The sequence below is a fragment of the Streptomyces albiflavescens genome, assembly GCF_014645835.1.
Classification (GTDB): Bacteria; Actinomycetota; Actinomycetes; order Streptomycetales; family Streptomycetaceae; genus Streptomyces; species Streptomyces albiflavescens.
Map to the genome: position 1 here is coordinate 16,436 of NZ_BMMM01000016.1, position 20,091 is coordinate 36,526.

Genomic DNA, 20,091 nt, shown 5'->3' on the forward strand with positions numbered 1-20,091 from the left:
GAAAGAGCGGCTCGGGATCAGCCCGTGAACCAGCGGACCGGGATCAGCCCGTGAACCAGCGGACCGGCTTCGGCGCGAGGTTCTGGTACACGTGCTTCGTCTCGCGGTACTCGGCGAGACCGGCCGGGCCGAGCTCGCGCCCCACCCCGCTCTTGCCGAAGCCGCCCCACTCCGCCTGCGGAAGGTAGGGGTGGAAGTCGTTGATCCAGACGGTGCCGTGCCGCAGCCGTCCGGCCACGCGGCGGGCGCGGCCCGCGTCGGCGGTCCAGACGGCGCCGGCGAGCCCGTACTCGGTGTCGTTGGCGAGCGCGACGGCCTCGTCCTCGGTGCGGAAGGTCTCCACCGTGAGGACCGGCCCGAAGACCTCCTCACGGACGACCCTCATCTCGCGGTGACACTGGTCGAGAACGGTCGGCTCGTAGAAGTACCCGGTGGCGGGCCGGACGTCGGACGGCTCGGGCCGCTTGCCGCCCGCCCGCAGCACCGCGCCCTCGGCCAGCGCGGAGGCGACGTACGCCTCGGTCTTCTCGCGCTGCTGCTCGGAGACGAGCGGACCGCACTCCACACCCTTCTCGGTACCGCGCCCGAGCCTGATCCGCCCGGCCCTTCGGGCGAGTTCGGCGACGAAGCGCTCGCGCACGGACTCCTCGACGATGAGGCGCGACCCGGCGGAACACACCTGACCGCTGTGGATGAAGGCGGCGTTCAGGGCCTGGTCGACGGCGGTGTCGAAGCCTTCCTCGGTCGCGCAGGCATCGGCGAAGACGACGTTCGGGTTCTTGCCGCCGAGTTCGAGGGCGACCTTCTTGACGCTCACGGCGGCGGCCTGCGCGACCTTCGTCCCGCTGATGAGGCCGCCCGTGAACGAGACGAGGTCGACGTCGGGGTGTTCGGCGAGCCGTGCGCCGACCGTGTGCCCCGGCCCGGTCACGATGTTGGCGACCCCGGCGGGCAGCCCGGCCTCGACCAGCAGCTCGATCAGTGCGACGGTCGTCAGCGGAGTGATCTCGCTGGGCTTGACGACGAAGGTGTTCCCGGCAGCCAGCGCGGGTGCGATCTTCCAGCTTGCCTGCAGGAGCGGGTAGTTCCAGGGCGTGATCATCGCGCAGACGCCGACGGGCTCGTGCACCACGACGCTGTGGATGTCGTCGGAGCCCGCGTCCACGACCCGTCCGCCGCCCTCGCCCACGACGAGCTCGGCGAAGTACCGGAACGCGTCGGCGACACAGTCGATGTCGACGCGCCCCTCCTCAAGGGTCTTGCCCGCGTCGCGGCTCTCCAGGAGTCCGAGCCGCTCGCGATCGCGTACGAGGAGATCGGCGACGCGACGCAGGAGGGCGGCACGTTCGACCACCGGGGTGTGCGGCCACGGGCCCGCGTCGAAGGCGCGGCGGGCGGCCTCGACGGCCACGTCCGTGTCCTTCTCATCACCCTCCGCGACCAGGGCGAACGGCTCGGCATCGGCGGGATCGAGGATCTCGCGGGTGGCGCGGGAGAGGGCTTCGCGCCACTCGCCGCCCACATGAATGGTCTGTTGTGCCTGCTGTCCGGCCATGATCGGTGTTGCCTTCCGTTCCTGTTCAGTGCCCCTGCGCCACACGCGTGTCACCTCGGGGGCCGGGAGCACCTGCCCCCCGCCCCCGGATGCATGCACAACCCGTGACCAAAAGTGCGCCGGGTCACTGAAAAAGTGTGGGAAATGCCGCCAAATCGCCCGAACTGAATGCCGAGAGTGATCGCCCCGTCGACTTCATGGCCCTCGGCGCTCCCTCCGGCTCATGGACACCGGCACGCCCTCCCCCTATGGACGCCCATATTTTCTTTGACTAAAGTCAAAGAAATATGGAGCCAGTGTCAGCGAACCATGTGAAGGCGCTGCGGCGGTTCAACCGCTATTTCACGCGCCGCATCGGCGTGCTCGACGATCACTACCTCGGCCAGGACCGGCCTCTCGGCGAGGCACGGCTGCTCTTCGAGATCGGACCCGACGGAGCCTCGTTGCGAGAGCTCAGGGGCCGACTCGGCCTGGACGCCGGGTACTTGAGCCGGATGATCCGGGCGCTGGAGGCGCAGGGTCTCGTACGGGTGAGCGTGCATCCCACGGACAGCCGACTGCGGATGGCGGAACTCACGTCGGCCGGTCTCGTCGAAGTCAAGGAGCAGAACCGGCGGGCCAACGGGCTGGCCGAAGGACTGCTGAGCGGTCTCGACACACGGCAGCGCGACGAACTCACCACCGCCGTGGCCGTCGCCGAGCGGCTGCTGCGGCTGGCCGCGATCACCGTGGAGCTCGTCGACGGCGCCTCCCGCGACGCCCGGGACTGCCTCGCCGCGTACGCCGCCGACATCGACGAACGGTTCCCGGAGGGTTTCGACCCCGCCGCCCTCGTACAGCCCCATGAAGCGTCGGGGGACTCGGGCGCCTTCCTGATCGCGTACGAGGAAGGGCGGCCCGTGGGCTGCGGGGTGCTGCGTCGGATCGAACCCGGGGTGGGCGAGATCCGGCATGTCTGGGTGCACCCCGCGGCCCGGCGGCTCGGCCTCGCTCGCCGGATCCTCCTCGGCCTGGAGCGGCAGGCCGTCGAGCGCGGGTACGAGGCCGTACGGCTCGACACGCACGCGGCGCTCACGGAGGCGCAGGCCATGTACCGGGCGTGCGGGTACACGGAGATCCCGCGCTACGACGAGAACGTGTATGCCGCCCACTGGTTCGAGAAGCGCCTGCCCCACACCTCGGACTAGGAACTGCTCGCGGTCGTACGCCTGTACACCGGTGTCAACTGCTCGCGCAGTCGACACCGGTGGGGCAGAAGGAGTTCAGGGCCGTGGTGAGCGCGCCGGTCATGTCCTCGCCCTCGGGACCACTCGCGTTGATCGCGTACAGCGTGCCGTCGGCTGCCGCGAAGCGGTGGTCGAGGACCTGAGTGGCTCCGTTCTGCTCGCTGTCGTAGCGGTAGGTGACCTCGGTCCAGTCGGGGCCCGTCTGCCGGTTCAGGAGCCGGTAGCCCGAGAGCTGCTGCCAGATGGCCTCGGCCTGGTCCAACGACTCGGTCAGGGAGTTCTCCTTGACCTCGAACAGCATGAGCCTGCTGCTGCCACCGGGGGCCGTGTACGTGACGACCGGCGCCAGCTTGCCCTGGACCTCCTTGCGCGCCCACCCTTCCGGCACGTCCACGGTGTAACCGACCGGATCGACCGCCCTGCTGTACCCGGGCGACGGCCCCGGGGCAGTGGACTCCACCGGATCGGCGTAGGTGTCCTGGCTCCCGGACGCGTCACCGTTGTCCGGCGAGGGAGGGGTCTGCGTGGCCGTGACGGTCACCGCCGGACGTGTTACGCCGGAGTCGGCATGCCCCGCCGAGTCCTTCCTGGTCAGCGCCCACACCCCGCCTCCCACACCGCCCGCGAGGAGCGCCACGGCCACGATCACCACGAGGAGCCGGCGCGAGTCCGCGGTCCCCCGCCCGGACCCGGGCGGTCGCTGCGGCGGTGGCGGTACGGGTGCCGGAGCCGGATACCAGTCCGGTCGAACGAGCCCCGACTGGGTCGGCACGGACGCCCACCACTGCTGCTCCGGGCCGGGCGGCGTCCCGCCGACGTCGGCGGCATCCCGAGCCCCGCCGCTGTCGCCCCCACCGGCACCGTCGTCGACCCACCGCTGACGGTCCGCGTCCCACCGTTGCGCCATCTCGTCGCCCCCGTTCCCACTCCGGTCCCGCTAGCCCGCGAGCTGCGCGATCACCTGCACCACGGCCGCGAGTTCGCCGTCGAGCCCGGTCGTGGCGTCCGTCTCCGTGAGCAGCCGCAGATGCTCCCGCAGGGTGCGGACGGCGTCCAGTTGCGCCGCGCTCGTCTCGTCGGCGGCGGCCGCACGCGGTGCTTCGTGGCCGTCTCTCCGATCCCGCCATGGGGACCCACCCCCGCCGTGCTCCCCCGGCCACGCCCCCGTTCCCCTGGCGGACCGTACGTCCCGACGATAGCGAGGGTTACTCCCGCTGCACCCCGTTATATGGCGACAAAGCACGTACGTTCGATACGTACTTTCCGTACGCACGCGTCAGCCCCCACCCGGCTTCCCGGGCAGGGGCTGATGTGGTGCGAAGCGGCTCAGATCATCAGATCAGGCCGAGTGCGCGGACCGCCTCGCGCTCCTCCTCGAGCTCCTTCACCGACGTGTCGATGCGGGCGCGGGAGAACTCGTTGATGTCCAGGCCCTGGACGATCTCGTACCGGCCGTCCTTCGTGGTGACCGGGAAGGAGGAGATGAGACCCTCCGGGACGCCGTACGAACCGTCCGACGGGATACCCATGGAGGTCCAGTCGCCGTCGGCGGTGCCGTTGACCCAGGTGTAGACGTGGTCGATGGCGGCGTTGGCGGCGGAAGCGGCGGAGGACGCGCCCCGGGCCTCGATGATCGCCGCACCGCGCTTGGCGACGGTCGGGATGAAGTCCTCGGCCAGCCACTTCTCGTCGTTGACGACCTCGGCGGCGTTCTTGCCGGCGACCGAGGCGTGGAAGATGTCCGGGTACTGGGTGGCGGAGTGGTTGCCCCAGATGGTGAGGCGCTTGATGTCCGCGACCGTCGTGCCGGTCTTCTTCGCGAGCTGGGTCAGCGCGCGGTTGTGGTCCAGGCGGGTCATGGCCGTGAAGCGGTCGGCCGGTACGTCCGGGGCGGCGGCCTGGGCGATCAGCGCGTTGGTGTTCGCCGGGTTGCCGACGACCAGGATCTTGACGTCGTCCGCGGCGTGGTCGTTGATGGCCTTGCCCTGCGGCTTGAAGATGCCGCCGTTGGCCTCCAGGAGGTCGCCGCGCTCCATGCCCTTGGTACGGGGGCGGGCGCCCACGAGCAGACCGACGTTCGTGCCGTCGAAGGCGACGTTCGGGTCGTCCGTGATGTCGATGCCCTGAAGGAGCGGGAAGGCGCAGTCGTCGAGCTCCATGGCGGTGCCCTCGGCGGCCTTCAGCGCCGGCGTGATTTCCAGGAGGCGCAGCTTGACCGGCACGTCCGCGCCGAGCAGCTGGCCGGAGGCGATGCGGAAGAGCAGGGCGTAACCGATCTGGCCGGCCGCGCCGGTGACGGTGACGTTCACGGGAGTGCGGGTCATGGCGTTCTCCGTATGACAGCTGGCGGTGGGGCGTCCCTGCCCCGGGTGCAGGATCTTCCCTGCGTCCGCCGCGATGATCGATCAGGGGTACCGATGATCGATCTCTTGGCGTCAAGAGAGATCCGCCGTCAGGCTATCGCGCATCCGGGACCCCCGACGTCCGGGTCCGTGTGGCCCACCCCACAGAACCGCCCAAGAGGCGGCCGCCCGGCCCGGGAGAGTGGGCAGGGCGACCGCCATTGGGGTACCGGGGGGTCCGGCCCGGAAGGGGGTGACTCCTCCCGGACGGCTCCGGATCCCGTGGGGGTACGGTGCGCCTGCCCCGGAGGAGGGTGGGCAATCCTCGCCGGGAGATGGTTTTTTCGCCCCCTCCGCCCCTACCCGTCCCACACCTGGGGGCTGCCGCCCCCAGACCCCCGCATCGGCCTGAACGGCATCGTCCTCAAACGCCGGACGGGCTGAAAGGTCAAGCACCGGCACCCGCAGCCGCGACGCGCGCCCCTCACCCGCCCCCTGGCCGGAAGAGGCCGCAGTCCCCACGCACCCGCAGTCGCCAGACGACGGAAGGGGCCGTGCCGGTACATCACATGCCCCGTCGCTTACGTGGTTGCCAACAGGCAGGACCCTGCAGCCCAAGCGATCTGCCACCGGCGACGGGGCGGATGTACCGGCACGGCCCCGACCCACCCACCGGCGGCAGGCGCGGACGGCGCGACCCCGACCCGCCCACCAAACGCGGGCGCAGACGGCGCGACCCCGACCCGCCCACCAAGCGCGGGCGCAGACGGCGCGCCGCTACTTCGTGCAGCCCTTCTGCCCCGACTTCAGCGTCGCGCACGCCGTCGCATCGCCGGCGTCCTTGACCGCGACCATCGGGGTATACGCGTCGGTGTCCGCGATGACCGACCCGGTCTGCTTGGCGGCGCTTCCCGAGGACACCTCGACCCGGTCGCCGACCGCGGCCTGGGTGATCCGGGCCCAGGCGGCACCACAGGTCTCGCTGTAGCGCACCTCGACGAGGGTCGTACCGACGGTGACGCTGGTGGTGGTCTTGGCCAACTCACCGCCGCAGCCCATGTTCTCCGGGTCCTTGCCGGTGCAGCCCGCCCCGGTGCACTTCACCCCGGCCGGCAGGTCGGAATTGACGCTCGCCGAGGTCGAGGGCGTCTTGGGCGTGTCGCCCGCGTTCTTCTTGTCCCCGCCACTGGTGAGGTAGACGGCCACCGCGATCACCACGAGCGCGCCGACGATCCCCGCGAGGAACATCGTGAGCCGCCGCCCCCGGCGCGCCCCGCCCCCCGCCACCGCGGCGCCGGGCCGCGCGTCCTGCGGCGGCCCCCCGGCCGACCGGGCCGGTCCGGCCGGCGCCGAGGGACCGAACTGCCCGCCCCCGTCGGACGGCGAGGCGACAGCCCCCCAACTGCCGCCGCGCCCCGCACCACCGGACGAGGACCCCCCGGACGAGGACCCGCCGTACCCGGCACCGCCGCGCGAGCCGCCCCCGTACGCCGAATCCCCGTACGAAGACGACTCCCCCGCGTCCGGACCGGACGGTTGCGACGGCACCGACGGCGGCGCCGTCGGCGAGACCCCCGCGGGCCCGGCGATCCCGGGCGTCGCGGTCGCGCTGCCGCCCTTGCGCGCGGCCTGCCGGCCGTTGCTCCCCTTCGCCGGAGTCGGCCCGAACTCCCCGAGCGCGGCACGCGCCTGGGAGATCCGGATCGCCTCCATGGTCATGTCGTGGCGCATCTCCGAGCGGCTCCAGGCGCGCTCGGCCAGCTCCCACATGGTCGTCAGATGGATGGGACTGGTCCCCGTGACCTCGGCCAGCGCGACGATCGCGCCCTTGGGCGCGAGCAGCCGCCCGTTGAGGTAACGCTCCCAGGACGTCTTGCTGTAGCCCGTACGGTCGGCCACCGCGGCAATGCTCAGCCCGCTCCGGTCGACGAGCCGACGCAACTGGCTGGCGAACTCCCTGACCTGCGGATCGAGTTCATCCGGCAAGGCCCTCCAACGAGGCATTGCTTTCCCCCTCTTTCCCCCCGTACGTGCACGACTGTTCTCCCCGCGCGTGGCGCCCCTCCGCCGAGTCCCCGTTCTGGCTACCCACAGGGATGCGCTCGGTCAGGATCTCAGTTCCCGGGGTGGGGGCGCACGGGAGCATTCGGGCTCCGGGGCATGCACCGTTGCACGCCCGTTGGGCTGCGGTCCAGTGTCCCACCGGCATCATGTGCGGCCGGTCGAACCCCTGGCTTCCGCACGGGACGTCCCGGACCGTCCCGATTGCCCACGTTAACCCGGCTGTTGTCATGGATCAGTACAAATCCTTGAACTTGTCAAGACATCGACACAACGACAACACAGGCGTGACCTCAGGGACCCCGGGAGCCCTCAGCTCACCCGAGGGTGACGGCCCCGACGAGGGCGACGAGAAGGAGAACGAGGAGAAACAGGGCGGCGTAGAGCGGCAGGCGGCCCATGGCGGCCCCGGACGACGATGCGTCGGACGGCGGCGCGTCCCACCACGGAAGCGTGGGGTCGTCCTCGTACCCGCCGGAAACGGACCCACCCGCAGACGAACCGTCGAGCGCGATCCCACCCACAGCCGATCCACCGGACACCGAACCGCCAGACACCGAACCACCGGCAACCGGACCACCGGACACCGAACCGCCAGACACCGAACCACCGGACACCGAACCACCGGACACCGAACCACCGGACACCGAACCACCGGACACCGAACCACCGGCAGCCGAACCGTCAGACACCCAACCCCCGGCAACCGGACCTCCGGTCACCGAGCCGGCGTCCACCGGCACCCGGGGCCAGACCTCCACCGCCAGCTCCCAGCGCACGCCGAAGCGTTCCGCGTCCTCGGACACGAGGCCCGCGACCCGGCACAGCGCGACAACGGCCTGCCGGGGTGGCGGCTGACTCGCGTTGAGGTAGCGCTGCCAGGAGGACTTGCTGTACGCGGTGCGCGCGCCCAGGGCGACCAGGCTGAGGCCGGTGCGGTCCTTGAGCTGCCGCAGCTGCTCGACGAAGTGGCGCACCTCCGGCGGAAGTTGCTCCGGCAGCGGCTGCCAGGAACCCATCGCTGACCTCCCTCGGCGTTCCCTGAGCGAGGGACGACACCGGGGCGGCGGACGGTTCCCGCGAACGTCGTCGACGCCGCCCGGCGGACGGTTCCCGGCACTCGGCACGGACCCCGTAGCGGAATGGTCACTTCCGTGCCACAGCGAACTGCCAGGTGTTGAACAGCCTGTTCCTGTGCACAAGTGTTGACCCCGGGCGGAACACCCGCCCGATCGCGGCCCGTCCTTACTCGGGGGAGAGGATGGGCCGCAGTCATGTCCGGCGGCCTCGGCCACGCTCGGGGAAGAGCCTCGGCCATGTCGGGGAAGAGCCTCGGCCATGTCGGGGACGGGCCCCGGGGCATCTCCGGGCACCGGCACGACTACGCCGCCCCCTCGACCGCACCTCACCCGCGAGGCCTGACAAGCCCCGTCTCGTACGCGACCACCACCGCCTGCGCCCTGCTGTCCAGGTCGAGCTTGGTCATCGTGCGGTTGAGGTGGGTCTTGACGGTGGCCTCGCTGATGTAGAGGCGGTCGGCGATCTCCGGATTGGACAGGCCGGCGGCGATCAGCTTGAGGACCTCGACCTCGCGCGAGGTCAGCGCGCCCAGGTCGGGCGGCGGTTCGGCGCCGGACGCGGAGCCGGCCTGCCGGGCGAACGCCTCGACCAGGCGGCGGGTGACACTGGGCGCGAAGAGCGCGTCGCCACCGCCGACCGCGGCCACCGCGGCGAGCAGCCGCTCGGGCCCCGAGTCCTTGAGCAGAAACCCGGAGGCACCGGCCCGCAGCGCCCCGTACACGTACTCGTCGAGGTCGAAGGTGGTCAGCACGAGGATGTGCGGGGCGGGCTCGACCGCCTCGGCGAGGATGCGCTCGGTGGCCTGGATGCCGTTCGTGCCGGGCATCCGGATGTCCATCAGGATCACGTCGGGCCGGGTCTCCGCGGCGAGCCGCACCGCCTCGTCGCCGTCCCCCGCCTCCCCGACGACCTCGATACCGTGCGCCGCGTTCAACAGCCCCACGAGACCGGCCCGGATCAGGTACTGGTCGTCGACGACGAGCACTGTGGTCATGCCGTGGTCTCGTCCCCCCGCCCCGCGGTCCGCGCTGAGGTGGGGAGGGTCAGCCGCACGGCGAAACCCCCCTCGCTCCGCGGGCCGATGCTGATCGTCCCGCCGTAGAGCTTGGCCCGCTCGCGCATGCCAATCAAGCCGTGCCCGCCGCCCGCCGGGACTCTGTCCGGAATCACCCCCTCTCCGTCGTCCGTGACGCCGACGGTCACATGGTGCGCCCGGTAGTGGAGTTCGACGGTCGCACGGGCGTGCCGAGCGTGCTTCAGGATGTTGGTGAGGGCTTCCTGAACGACGCGGTAGGCACAGAGCTCGACGCCGGGGGCGAGGGGGCGCGGGGTGCCCTCGACGCGCAGTTCGACGGGCACGCCGCCGGCGCGTACGCGCTCGACGAGGTCGCCGAGGCGGGCGAGGCCCGGCATCGGAGCCGCGGGCGTGCCGTCCGTGTCCCTGAGGTCCTCCTCGCGCAGCACCTGGAGCATCCGGCGCAGTTCGTCGAGGGCCTCCGCGCTGGTGTCCGCGATGGTGCCCAGCGCGCCACGGGCGGTCGCCGGGTCGGAGTCGAAGACGAAGCGGGCGAGGCCCGCCTGCACCGAGATCACCGACATGTGATGGGCCACGACGTCGTGCAGCTCCCGCGCCATCCGCCCGCGCTCCTCGGCGACCTCGCGGCGCGCCCGCTCGGCCTGCTCGGCGCGCAGCTCGCGGGCAAGTTCGGCGGAGCGCCGGGCCAGATAACCGAAGCGCCACAGCACAGCGGAGAAGAGCAGCGCCTGTGCCACGACGGACGCCATGGCGTCGCTCTCGCTGACGAACCCGGCGTAGACCCACACCGCGACAAGCAGTCCCGCGCAGAGGGCGGTCGTACGGGCCTGCCGCACCGACGCCACCGTGTAGAGGGCGAGCATGGGACCGAATGTGCACACCACCGGCCAGTAGCCCGCGGTGATGTACACGACGCTCGCCGCCTGCACCGCGCCGAAGACGACGAGCGGTGCCCTGCCGCGAAAGGCGACGGGCAGATGCGCGCAGACCACCAACGCGTAGGCGGGGCCGTCGAGTTCGGGCCACCCCTGTGTCACCGACTCCTGCCCGAGCAGGACGGCCACGCACACCATGGCGAGCGCGATCAGCGTGTCAACGGCGAACGGGCGGGGCGGCCACAAGCGCATCGGCGCAGCGTAACGCCGCCTCGGCCGCCCCGCGTCAACCTTTGGCGGTACCACGGAAGTTGCAGGAGCGATGCGCCTACCGCGCTCGGTGGGGCGGGAGTTCAAACCGCCGCGGGACGCGGGGCCTGCGGGGCGGCCCGTACGTTCTGGGACCAGGACGGAGCCGGCCGACCACCGGCACCGCGTCCAGAAACGGGCCGGCCGACCACCGGCACCGCATCCGAAGAGGGGAATCGGACCCATGACCGCAAGCACCAGCACAAGTACGAGCACGAGCACCGGCACCCGCATCCGCACCCGCATGAGTGCGCGCAAGCGCATCGCGGTCGGCCTGGCCACCACCGCCCTCCTGGGCGGAGGCCTGGCCCTCGCCCCCGCGGCGACCGCCGCTGCCAAGGCTCCGACGGCCGACTCCTGCACCAACAACTGGTCGATCTCCAGCGGCGAGGGCTACGCCAACGGCAAGTGGTGCAACTACGACAGGAAGGTCACCGGGACGGTCCACGACACCAAGTCCGACGGCCGCTGCCCGTTCGTCCGCGGCCTGCTGCGCGGCGGCGGTTACGTCGACAGCGACTGGGCGGGCCCGAAGGGCGACTCCTCACCGGTACGGCTCTACGCCCCCAGCGGCAAGTCCTTCTACCAGCTCCAGATGAAGTACATCAACTGCTGAGCGACCGCCCGAAAAGCCCGGTGGCCCGCGTCCTCCGGGGGAGGCGCGGGCCATCGTCGAGCGCGAGAGACCGGAGCGCGGAGCCGAAGGCTCGGCGCTCAGCGAACCGTGAAGTGCAGGGTGTCGTCCAGGAACGGGATCTCCAGCAACGGGTTGGGCTGAGCCATCATCGCGAGCAGCACGATGGCCACGCCCAGCACGCCGTACGTGAGCATGTCGGTGAAGCGGGAGCGGACCGCCAGCATGCCCACGCTCGGCAGCGTCCAGCGCATCACCGCTCCCGCAAGGAGCGCGGCGCCGATGAGAATCGTCCCGAACCGGAACACGTCGAGCGCGACCAGTAGCAGGCCGAGCCCGACCGCCGACAGCACCGCGAGGATCGGCCACTGACGCGCGGGCGCCGGAGCGTCCCCGGGCGCCGCCCGGCCGCCGCCCTCGGGCCGCGCGGTGTCCCGGGTGATCCGCGGGAAGCGCCGCGTGGTGCGCCGCGGCTTCCCCTCGGCGTCGGGCGCGCTGACGGCGTCCGTGACGGTCGGCTCGTCACCGGCGTTCACTGCGTGCCGCACGGCCGCCTCCGCATCCCGTACCGCCGACTCGGCGCCGTCGTCGCACGCGCCCCGCGCCTCGCTGTTCTCGGACCGTCCCTCAGCCGACACTGCGCTCCGCCGCTTCCACCACATTGACGAGCAGCTGGGCTCGGGTCATCGGGCCCACACCGCCCGGGTTCGGGGAGATCCAGGCGGCGACCTCGGCGACGTCCGGGTGGACGTCACCGACGATCTTGCCCTCGGCGCTGCGCGAGACACCGACGTCGAGGACGGCGGCGCCCGGCTTCACGTCCTCGGCCCGGACGAGGTGCGCGGAGCCCGCCGCGGCGACGATGATGTCGGCGCGCTTCAGGTGCGCGGAGAGGTCACGGGTGCCGGTGTGACACTGGGTGACCGTGGCGTTCTCGCTGCGTCGCGTCAGCAGCAGCGGCATCGGGCGCCCGATGGTCACACCACGGCCGACGACGACCACCTCGGCGCCCTTGATCTCCACGCCGTAGCGTCGGAGCAGGGTGAGGACACCGTTGGGGGTGCAGGGCAGCGGGGCCGGCTCGTTCAGCACGAGTCGCCCGAGGTTCATCGGGTGCAGGCCGTCCGCGTCCTTGCCCGGGTCCATCAGCTCAAGGATGCGGTTCTCGTCGATGCCCTTGGGGAGCGGCAGCTGGACGATGTAGCCGGTGCAGGCGGGGTCCTCGTTCAGCTCGCGGACCACCGCCTCGATCTCCTCCTGCGTGGCGGTCGCGGGCAGTTCACGCTGGATGGAGGCGATGCCGACCTCGGCGCAGTCGCGGTGCTTGCCCGCGACGTACTTCTGGCTGCCGGGGTCGTCCCCGACCAGGATCGTCCCAAGGCCGGGCGTGACGCCCTTCTCCTTCAGGGCCGCCACGCGGACGGTCAGATCGGACTTGATCGCGGCTGCGGTGGCCTTGCCATCGAGAATCTGGGCGGTCATGACCCCATCCTCCCGGATGACCGGGTCCTGGTTCCAATCCGGGCTCCCGGCAGCCGTCCCGCGCCCCCTCGGGGGCCCCACCGCACCGCTTCGGCCGGCGTCAGGCGCCCGTTTCGACCGTATCCGGCCATGATCACCGTGTTGCACTTGCACAACACATAAGGAATGCGGCTGGACAAGTAAGAGTCGGCTAAAGAACGATGAGCAGACAGTGCCGCGGGCAGTACCGGGGGGACGAACCGCTCTGTAGAAATTCCTCCGAACCGTGCCGCGTCGTCCCCGTACCAGGCAACGGAGGAAAACCCGCCATGAGTTTCGGCGACCCGAACAACCCTTACGGGCAGCCGCCCCAGCAGCCCCCGGCCGCTCCGCCGACCCCTCCCGGCTACGGCTACCCCCAGGCCCCACCCGGCGTACCCCCGCAGGGCTACGGCTACCCGCAGCAGCCGGCGTACCCCGGCTACCCGGGCGGCAACCAGATGCTTCCGCAGACGATGCCGGGGCTTCTGGTCACGGCCCGCGTGTTCCTGTTCATCATCTCCGCGGTGCAGATCATCGCGGCTCTCGCCTGGTTCTACATCGCTGCCTTCGCGAACGACATCTCGAACGCGGCGGACAGCTACAGCTCGTCGTCGGACGATCCGTTCAGCGCGTTCAGTGACGGTGCCGACATCGCCACGGGCCTTCTGGTGGTCATCGGCCTGATCGCGGCGGCCCTCGCGACCCTCTCGATCACGCTCGGCGTGAAGTTCGGCAAGGGCGGCCAGGGCATCCGCATCACCACCGTCATCTACGGTGCGCTCGGCGGGATCGTCGGTCTGATCCTGCTCTTCGGCGGCCTCGACTCCGGCATGGCCTCCGCCGTGATCCTCCCGCTGATCTGGGTCGTCTTCGCCGCCATCATCACGGCGGCGCCGGTCGTACCCAGCGGCACCGCCTGGTTCGCACGCCCGCGCTACTGAACTGCCCGGCGTTACTGAACAGTTCACGCCATTCGCTCCAAGGGCCGTGTCTCACCCTGCACAAGGGGGGACACGGCCCTGGTGCGTCTGTCTACCCTGATTCCCGTAGCCGCGCGTGCACGGGGAGACGGACCTTGTACAGCATCATCGTGGTACCTCCGCCGACCACGGAGGCCGAGCGCAACGCCCCCCAGTTCCACCTCGCTCCCGGAGAGCGCCTCACCTTCGGCCGGTCCGCCGCGGACAACGACCTCGCGATCGCCCACGAGGGCGTCTCCCGCGCGGCCGGCGTGATCACCGCGCAGAGCGCCTTCTGGGTGCTGAGCAACCTCTCGTCGAGCCAGACCTACGTCGTGGAGAACCCGGAGGGCGCCGGCGAGCACATCAAGGTCGGCCCCGGGCGCCTCGACGCGCCCGTCCCCTTCGAGTTCTCCCGGATCGTGCTGCCCGCGGCGGGCGACCTGCTGCCCATCGAGGTGTGGGCGCCCCGCCACGACTATCTGCGCTCCCCCGGCTCCCTCGACGGCGCGACGACCGCGCCCGCCTTCTCCGTCGACCGCACCAAGCGGTACTTCGCGGTCCTCGCCGCCCTGTGCGAACCCCGCCTGCGGGGCGAACCGCACGCCCCGATCCCCACGGTCGACCAGGTCGTGGACCGGCTGCGCCCCCTCTGGCCGTCCGCCGGCCGCACCACCGTGCAGTGGAACATCGACTACCTGGCGGTGAAGCTGCGCCTCAAGCCCGGCCCCGACACGGCGGACGCGGGCCCACGCCTGAACGGCAAGAAGGAGTCCCTGGTCTCCCTGGCGCTCCGCTTCGACCTCGTACGCGAGGACGATCTGGTCATCCTGACAGCACCGCCGACCCGGTCCGGCCGGTGAGCGATCCGTACGCCGTGCAGGTGCCCAAGGGGTATCGGGTGGGCAGTTGGGAGGTACGCGAGCCGATCGCCACGGGGGCCTTCGGGAGCGTGTACGCGGCACGGCGGACCGGCCCGTCCGACAACCTCCCGTCCGACGACCTCCCGTCCGACGACCTCCCCTCCACCGCCGCCCTCAAGTTCCTGCCGACCGGCACCCACACGCCCCGCCAACTGACCCATCTGCGCGAACTGGCAGAGCGCGAGCTGGAGTTGCTCAGCAGGTTGCGCTCCGCGCCCCGTCTGATCCGGCTGTACGAGACCCTGACCGTCGACGATCCGGCGCACCCCGAACTCGACGGCGCCACCGTCCTCGTACTGGAGAAGGCGGACGGCTCCCTGGCCGCGCTGCTGTCCCGGGCCCCGCGCCCCGCCGCCGGTCCGGCGCTGCTCGCACAGATCTGCGAGGGGCTGGCCCAGCTGCACCGGGCGGGCTGGGTGCACGGAGACCTGAAACCGGCCAACGTGCTGCTGATGGAGGACGGTTCGGCCCGGCTCGCCGACTTCAACATGGCCGCCGAGCTGGACGGCACCCACGCCTACACGCCCGCCTTCTCGACGCCCGACTACACCCCGCCCGAGCTGCTGTGGGCCGAGATCGGCGAACGGGGCCGCCGCATCAGACCGTCGGCCGACATCTGGGCCTTCGGCGTCCTGGCCCATCTCGTGCTCACCGATTCCTATCCCCTGCCCGGCGGCACCCCGTCGGCCCGCAGGGACGCGGCGGTCGCCTATGCGCGTGGCACCGACGAGCTGCGTCTTTCTCCTCGGCTGCCGGACATCTGGCGGGAGATCGTGCGGGACTGTCTGGCCCGTACGCACCAGGAGCGGATCACCGGAGAGGCGCTGCTGCGACGGGTGGAGTCGGCGGCCGGAACGGCCCGTTCGGCGCGCGTGCCACGACGGCCGGTTCGCGGTGGCCGGGCGGTCCTGGGCGCTGCGGCAGGGGTGGTCGCGGTGGCCGCGCTCGCGTACGGGATCAGTGCGATCGCGAACGACGGAGGGGACGCGCAGGAGCCCGGCGCGAAGCGGACGGCCAAGGTGAGCGCGGCGCGCTACGGCGCCTCCGAACTCCGTACGGACAAGGGCGTTCCCGTCGCGTACCGCGCCCTGATCGTCGACTCGGCGCACGACTGCGTGCAGGCGCCGGTCACACCGGGGCTGATCGCCGCGATGCTGAAGTCCGAGAGCAACTTCGATGCCCAGCTCTCCGATCCCGCCATGGACGAGTACGGAATCGCCCGCTGGACTCCGCGCGTACTGCGCTACTACCTGCGCTCCGACGGAAAGCCGACGGCCAAGGTCCCCGAACCCCCCTTCACCCCCGCCCAGTCCATCCCGGCCATGAGCCGCTATCTGTGCGCGATCGTGCCGCGGCTCAGGTCGGGCCTGGACGGCGACGAGAAGGTGCTGGTCGCCGCCGCGTATCGGACCTCGTACCGGAAAGTGAACGACGCGGGCGGAGTTCCCCCGAAGGTCCGCGCCTACGCCGACCGCGTCGCTCACTACCTCAAGGAGTACACCCCGCCGGGCAAGAAGTGACCCTGAGAGTTCTGAGGTACCGCTCGGCGGCCTCCGTCGCCACCATGGCCGTGTCACCCATCGGCCGGGGACGCCCGATCGCCTGCCGACGCGCCGCGGCCTCCGGCTCCCGCGGGGGAGGGCCGGAGGCCGCGGCGTCGCTGGGCGGGCTCAGTGGAAGAAGTGGCGCGTCCCCGTGAAGTACATCGTGATACCGGCCTTCTTCGCGGCCTCCACGACCAGCTCGTCACGGACCGAACCGCCGGGCTGGACCACGGCCTTCACGCCCGCCTCGGCGAGGATCTCCAGGCCGTCGGGGAACGGGAAGAACGCGTCCGAGGCGGCGTACGAGTCGCGGGCACGCTCGGCGCCCGCCCGCTCCACGGCGAGCTTCGCCGAGTCGACGCGGTTGACCTGGCCCATGCCGACGCCGACCGAGGCGCCGTCCTTGGCGAGCAGGATCGCGTTGGACTTCACCGCGCGGCAGGCCCGCCAGGCGAAGGCCAGTTCGTCGAGCTCGCCCTCGTTCAGGGCTTCGCCGGTGGCGAGGGTCCAGCTCCGCGGGTTGTCGCCGTCGGCCTGGAGGCGGTCGGTGACCTGGAGCAGCGCGCCTCCGTCGATCTGCTTGACCTCGGTCGGGTTCGCGGGCGCCTTGTGGGCGCGCAGCACGCGGATGTTCTTCTTCTTGGTGAGGGCTTCGAGGGCGCCGTCCTCGTACTCGGGCGCCACGATCACCTCGGTGAAGATCTCCGCGACCTGCTCCGCCATCTCCTTCGTCACCGGCCGGTTGACCGCGATGACACCGCCGAACGCCGACAGCGGGTCACAGGCGTGCGCCTTGCGGTGCGCCTCGGCGACGTTGGAGGCGACCGCGATACCGCACGGGTTGGCGTGCTTGATGATCGCGACGCAGGGGTCCGCGTGGTCGTACGCGGCACGGCGCGCGGCGTCCGTGTCCGTGTAGTTGTTGTACGACATCTCCTTGCCGTGCAGCTGCTCGGCCTCGGCGAGACCGCCCGTGCCGTCGACATACAGCGCGGCGCCCTGGTGCGGGTTCTCGCCGTAGCGGAGGGTGTTCTTGCGCTCGTAGGTGTGACCGAGGAAGTCCGGGAAGCCGCTGGCGTCGGCCGCGGCGTAGTCGTCCGCGAACCAGCTCGCCACCGCCACGTCGTACGAGGCGGTGTGCTGGAAGGCCTCGGCGGCAAGCCGCTTGCGGGTACGGAGGTCGAAGCCACCGGACTTGACGGCGGAGAGTACGTCCCCGTACCGCGCCGGGCTGGTCACCACGGCAACGGAGGGATGGTTCTTGGCCGCGGCCCGGACCATCGAAGGACCGCCGATGTCGATCTGCTCGACACACTCGTCGGGCGTCGCGCCCGAGGCGACGGTCTCGCGGAACGGGTAGAGGTTGACGACGACGAGGTCGAACGGCTCGACACCGAGCTCTTCGAGCTGGCGACGGTGATCGGGGAGCCGCAGGTCGGCGAGGATGCCCGCGTGGACCTTCGGGTGCAGGGTCTTGACGCGGCCGTCCAGGCACTCGGGGAAGCCGGTCAGCTCCTCGACCTTGGTGACGGGGACGCCGGCGGAGGCGATACGGGCGGCGGTGGAGCCGGTGGAGACAAGCTCGACGCCGGCTTCGTGCAGCCCGCGAGCCAGCTCCTCGAGCCCGGTCTTGTCGTAGACGCTGACGAGCGCCCGGCGAAGGGGCCGCTTGTTGCTCTCGGCGGTCACTGGATAACTACCTTTCGTCCCTCAATGCGATAGCCGTTGCGGGCGAGCCGCCCCACGACATCGACGAGCAGCCTTCGCTCGACTTCCTTGATGCGCTCGTGCAGAGCGCTCTCGTCGTCCTCGTCCCGGACCTCCACCACGCCCTGAGCGATGATCGGTCCGGTGTCGACGCCGTCGTCGACGAAGTGGACGGTGCATCCGGCGACCTTCGCGCCGTATGCGAGCGCGTCGCGCACGCCGTGGGTCCCCGGGAAACTGGGCAGCAGTGCGGGATGCGTGTTGACGAAGCGCCCACCGAACCGAGCCAGGAATTCCTTCCCCACGATCTTCATGAACCCCGCGGAGATGACGAGGTCGGGCTCATGGGCGGAGACGGCCTCGGCGAGAGCCTCGTCCCACGCGTCCCGGCTGTCGTAGTCCTTGACCCGGCGGACGAAGGTGGGGATGCCGGCCCGCTCGGCACGCGCGAGCCCCTCGATACCGTCCCGATCGGCCCCGACGGCCACGATCTCGGCTCCATAGGCCTCGGCGCCGTGGGTCGCGATGGCATCGAGCAGTGCCTGCAGATTCGTACCTGATCCGGAGACCAGCACGACGAGGCGCTTGGCCTTGGCCACGACGGGGCCCTTTCTCGGGGGAGCGTTTGTACGGTCGTACGAATGCTTCGCGCCCCGGGATACGGGGAAGTCTACAAAGCGGCCGACCGTCAGCAACGATACCGGCACACCGGGCAGCCCCCCACGGGACGGGGGCGTGGCCGGAAGGTAGCGTCTGGGGAGGATCCACTCGGGAACACCGTCCACCACGGGGGAACGCCCTGCGCACGCGGGACGTTGACCTGGGAGGGGCACGAACGCTCGGGGCGCGGGCCCCGGGCACGATCGTCCGGGGGTACGAGCCTTGGACGGGAGTCATGCTGGGGGCGTGGACCGCGGGGTGAACACCTGCGGTGCGAGCCCTGAGGACGAACAGCCAGGGCACGGGCCGGGGGCGGAAGCTCCGGGCGCGAGCCCGGGGTCCGACGCTCTGGGCCTGCCCGGGGTGCGGCACTCTGGGAGTGAGCCCGGGGTCCTACGCTCGGCGCAAGTCCTGACGGACGAGCATCTTGGGTGCGAGCCCAGGCACAGAACACCCTGGGTGCGAGCCCAGGCACAGAACACCCTGGGCGCAAGCCCAGGCACAGAACACCCTGGGCGCGAGCCCAGGCGTAGAAAGCTCTGGGTGCGAGCCCAGGGGCAAGGAGCTCGGGGCGTCAGCCCGGGGCTCGACACCTGGGGCGTGAGTCCCGGGTGAAGAAGCTCGGGGCGCGCGTCGCGAGCACGATGCTGTGTGGACACGCCGCCCACCAGAACCACCAAGGGGAAGACGCACACCTGATGCCGGACCGCAGTCTCCGACTCCCTCCGCTCCTGCTGCGCGAGCAGCGTCCTTCGCCCACTCCGCCGCGGTCGAGCGGGGACGTGCCCGCGGACGGGAACGGCTCCTCGGACGGACGCGGCCCGGCGGGCGGGAACGGCTCCTCGGACGGACGGGGTCCCGACGCTCCTGCCACTCCCCCCTCGAACTCCGACGACAATCCGTTCGCTCCGCCCCCGGAGGGCACGCCCGACCGGCCGTGGCAGCCGAGGCGGCCCGCGAGCGGTCAGGGAGCGGACGGCAACGGCGGGGCCGACCAGAGCGGACACTCCCCGTGGGGCAGCCAGTGGAGCGACCGGCAGCCCGGGCCGTCGAACGGTGGCGGTTTCGGGGACCGGCCAGGGGCGCCGCAGGGGCAGGGCGGTCCGGAAGGACCCGGCGGTGGTCCGGGCGGCGGTATGCGCTGGGACCCGACGGATCCGGCTCAGCGCCGCGCGCGCTATGCCCTGCTCTCCGGGATGTGGGCGTTCTTCTTCGCCCTCTTCAGCTGGCCGTACGTAGCGCTGTTGCTCGGCGCGCTCGCCCTGTACTGGGGCGGCAGCGCGCTGCGCGCCAAGCCCCGTACTCCGGATCCGGACGCTTCGGCGCCCGATCCGAACGTCCGTCCGCAGACGACGGCCGCGGTGAGCGGGCTCGTCACCGCCTCACTCGCCATCCTCATGGTCGCGGCGACCTTCACCGCGCAGCTCGTCTACAGCGACTACTACTCCTGCACGAACGACGCCCTCACCAACGCGGCGAAGCAGTCCTGCAACGACCTGCTCCCGAAGGACCTCCGGGGTCTCCTGGGAACACACGGCTGACGGCCGTCACCGGGCGTGGTTCCCGGCACCGGGCGTGGTTTCGCCCTCCGACGCCCGTGCCCGTCCCGTACCCGTGCCCGTCCCGTACCTGGGGGCTGCGTCCCCAGCCCCTGCATCGGCCCGAACCTAGGCGGGG

The 20,091-nt window shown here is 71.3% G+C and carries 17 protein-coding genes and 1 pseudogene; 6 read left to right on the top strand and 12 right to left on the bottom strand.

Annotation, left to right across the window (positions count from 1 at the left end; all coding sequences use genetic code 11):
- Window positions 1-43: 43 nt before the first annotated feature.
- Window positions 44-1,555 (bottom strand): aldehyde dehydrogenase family protein, encoded by a 1,512-nt coding sequence (locus IEY95_RS34945; protein ID WP_189190215.1) that lies wholly within the window; start codon window positions 1,553-1,555, stop codon window positions 44-46.
- A 287-nt stretch (window positions 1,556-1,842) separates the two neighbouring features.
- On the opposite strand from IEY95_RS34945, the gene IEY95_RS34950 reads away from it, so the two are divergent.
- Window positions 1,843-2,742 (top strand): bifunctional helix-turn-helix transcriptional regulator/GNAT family N-acetyltransferase, encoded by a 900-nt coding sequence (locus IEY95_RS34950; RefSeq protein ID WP_189190216.1) that lies wholly within the window; start codon window positions 1,843-1,845, stop codon window positions 2,740-2,742.
- Between the two features lie 34 nt (window positions 2,743-2,776).
- Here IEY95_RS34950 and IEY95_RS34955 read toward each other — a convergent pair whose 3' ends face one another.
- The 7 genes and pseudogenes from IEY95_RS34955 to IEY95_RS34985 form a co-directional block, all read right to left on the bottom strand.
- Complete coding sequence (locus IEY95_RS34955; protein WP_189190217.1) at window positions 2,777-3,688, bottom strand: serine/threonine kinase C-terminal domain-containing protein; 912 nt, start codon at window positions 3,686-3,688, stop codon at window positions 2,777-2,779.
- A 30-nt stretch (window positions 3,689-3,718) separates the two neighbouring features.
- Entirely contained in the window at window positions 3,719-4,054 is a 336-nt protein-coding gene (locus tag IEY95_RS34960) for a hypothetical protein (protein ID WP_189190218.1), read from the bottom strand.
- A 61-nt stretch (window positions 4,055-4,115) separates the two neighbouring features.
- Window positions 4,116-5,105, bottom strand: coding sequence for a malate dehydrogenase (locus IEY95_RS34965; protein ID WP_189190219.1), 990 nt, complete (start codon window positions 5,103-5,105; stop codon window positions 4,116-4,118).
- A 795-nt stretch (window positions 5,106-5,900) separates the two neighbouring features.
- On the bottom strand, window positions 5,901-7,127 hold the full coding sequence (locus tag IEY95_RS34970) for a helix-turn-helix domain-containing protein (protein ID WP_189190220.1): 1,227 nt from the start codon (window positions 7,125-7,127) through the stop codon (window positions 5,901-5,903).
- Window positions 7,128-7,909: 782 nt separating this feature from the next.
- Window positions 7,910-8,203, bottom strand: a pseudogene (locus tag IEY95_RS34975) (helix-turn-helix domain-containing protein); the annotation flags it as partial.
- Between the two features lie 386 nt (window positions 8,204-8,589).
- Window positions 8,590-9,258, bottom strand: coding sequence for a response regulator (locus IEY95_RS34980; RefSeq protein WP_189190221.1), 669 nt, complete (start codon window positions 9,256-9,258; stop codon window positions 8,590-8,592).
- The gene (locus tag IEY95_RS34985; RefSeq protein ID WP_189190222.1) at window positions 9,255-10,427 is read right to left on the bottom strand and encodes a sensor histidine kinase; all 1,173 of its coding nucleotides are present in this window, start codon (window positions 10,425-10,427) and stop codon (window positions 9,255-9,257) included. Before IEY95_RS34985 ends, IEY95_RS34980 begins: the two co-directional genes overlap by 4 nt.
- 241 nt (window positions 10,428-10,668) lie before the next feature.
- Here IEY95_RS34985 and IEY95_RS34990 point away from each other — a divergent pair, with 241 nt between their 5' ends.
- On the top strand, window positions 10,669-11,100 hold the full coding sequence (locus IEY95_RS34990) for a hypothetical protein (RefSeq protein WP_189190223.1): 432 nt from the start codon (window positions 10,669-10,671) through the stop codon (window positions 11,098-11,100).
- Between the two features lie 98 nt (window positions 11,101-11,198).
- On the opposite strand, the gene IEY95_RS34995 is transcribed toward IEY95_RS34990, so the two are convergent.
- Window positions 11,199-11,666, bottom strand: coding sequence for a DUF3017 domain-containing protein (locus IEY95_RS34995; protein WP_229703590.1), 468 nt, complete (start codon window positions 11,664-11,666; stop codon window positions 11,199-11,201).
- A 79-nt stretch (window positions 11,667-11,745) separates the two neighbouring features.
- Complete coding sequence (locus IEY95_RS35000; protein ID WP_189190225.1) at window positions 11,746-12,600, bottom strand: bifunctional methylenetetrahydrofolate dehydrogenase/methenyltetrahydrofolate cyclohydrolase; 855 nt, start codon at window positions 12,598-12,600, stop codon at window positions 11,746-11,748.
- 308 nt (window positions 12,601-12,908) lie between these two features.
- Here IEY95_RS35000 and IEY95_RS35005 point away from each other — a divergent pair, with 308 nt between their 5' ends.
- From IEY95_RS35005 to IEY95_RS35015, 3 genes are all read left to right on the top strand, one after another.
- Window positions 12,909-13,562, top strand: coding sequence for a hypothetical protein (locus tag IEY95_RS35005; protein WP_189190226.1), 654 nt, complete (start codon window positions 12,909-12,911; stop codon window positions 13,560-13,562).
- 134 nt (window positions 13,563-13,696) lie between these two features.
- Window positions 13,697-14,443, top strand: coding sequence for an FHA domain-containing protein (locus IEY95_RS35010; protein WP_189190227.1), 747 nt, complete (start codon window positions 13,697-13,699; stop codon window positions 14,441-14,443).
- Complete coding sequence (locus tag IEY95_RS35015; protein ID WP_189190228.1) at window positions 14,440-16,023, top strand: serine/threonine protein kinase; 1,584 nt, start codon at window positions 14,440-14,442, stop codon at window positions 16,021-16,023. The genes IEY95_RS35010 and IEY95_RS35015 overlap by 4 nt, the downstream gene beginning before the upstream one ends.
- A 150-nt stretch (window positions 16,024-16,173) precedes the next feature.
- Here IEY95_RS35015 and purH read toward each other — a convergent pair whose 3' ends face one another.
- Together purH and purN are read right to left on the bottom strand one after the other, a co-directional pair.
- Entirely contained in the window at window positions 16,174-17,736 is a 1,563-nt protein-coding gene (gene purH, locus IEY95_RS35020; protein WP_189190229.1) for a bifunctional phosphoribosylaminoimidazolecarboxamide formyltransferase/IMP cyclohydrolase, read from the bottom strand.
- Entirely contained in the window at window positions 17,733-18,353 is a 621-nt protein-coding gene (gene purN, locus IEY95_RS35025; protein ID WP_189190230.1) for a phosphoribosylglycinamide formyltransferase, read from the bottom strand. The genes purH and purN overlap by 4 nt, the downstream gene beginning before the upstream one ends.
- Before the next feature lie 759 nt (window positions 18,354-19,112).
- Here purN and IEY95_RS35030 point away from each other — a divergent pair.
- Window positions 19,113-19,955, top strand: coding sequence for a hypothetical protein (locus tag IEY95_RS35030; protein WP_189190231.1), 843 nt, complete (start codon window positions 19,113-19,115; stop codon window positions 19,953-19,955).
- Window positions 19,956-20,091 lie beyond the last annotated feature (136 nt).

Coding starts and splice junctions, on each gene's coding strand:
- IEY95_RS34945 (WP_189190215.1), bottom strand. CDS start 1,555: ATGGCCGGACAGCAGGCACAACAGACCATTCATGTGGGCGGCGAGTGG.
- IEY95_RS34950 (WP_189190216.1), top strand. CDS start 1,843: ATGGAGCCAGTGTCAGCGAACCATGTGAAGGCGCTGCGGCGGTTCAAC.
- IEY95_RS34955 (WP_189190217.1), bottom strand. CDS start 3,688: ATGGCGCAACGGTGGGACGCGGACCGTCAGCGGTGGGTCGACGACGGT.
- IEY95_RS34965 (WP_189190219.1), bottom strand. CDS start 5,105: ATGACCCGCACTCCCGTGAACGTCACCGTCACCGGCGCGGCCGGCCAG.
- IEY95_RS34970 (WP_189190220.1), bottom strand. CDS start 7,127: ATGCCTCGTTGGAGGGCCTTGCCGGATGAACTCGATCCGCAGGTCAGG.
- IEY95_RS34980 (WP_189190221.1), bottom strand. CDS start 9,258: ATGACCACAGTGCTCGTCGTCGACGACCAGTACCTGATCCGGGCCGGT.
- IEY95_RS34985 (WP_189190222.1), bottom strand. CDS start 10,427: ATGCGCTTGTGGCCGCCCCGCCCGTTCGCCGTTGACACGCTGATCGCG.
- IEY95_RS34990 (WP_189190223.1), top strand. CDS start 10,669: ATGACCGCAAGCACCAGCACAAGTACGAGCACGAGCACCGGCACCCGC.
- IEY95_RS35000 (WP_189190225.1), bottom strand. CDS start 12,600: ATGACCGCCCAGATTCTCGATGGCAAGGCCACCGCAGCCGCGATCAAG.
- IEY95_RS35005 (WP_189190226.1), top strand. CDS start 12,909: ATGAGTTTCGGCGACCCGAACAACCCTTACGGGCAGCCGCCCCAGCAG.
- IEY95_RS35030 (WP_189190231.1), top strand. CDS start 19,113: ATGCCGGACCGCAGTCTCCGACTCCCTCCGCTCCTGCTGCGCGAGCAG.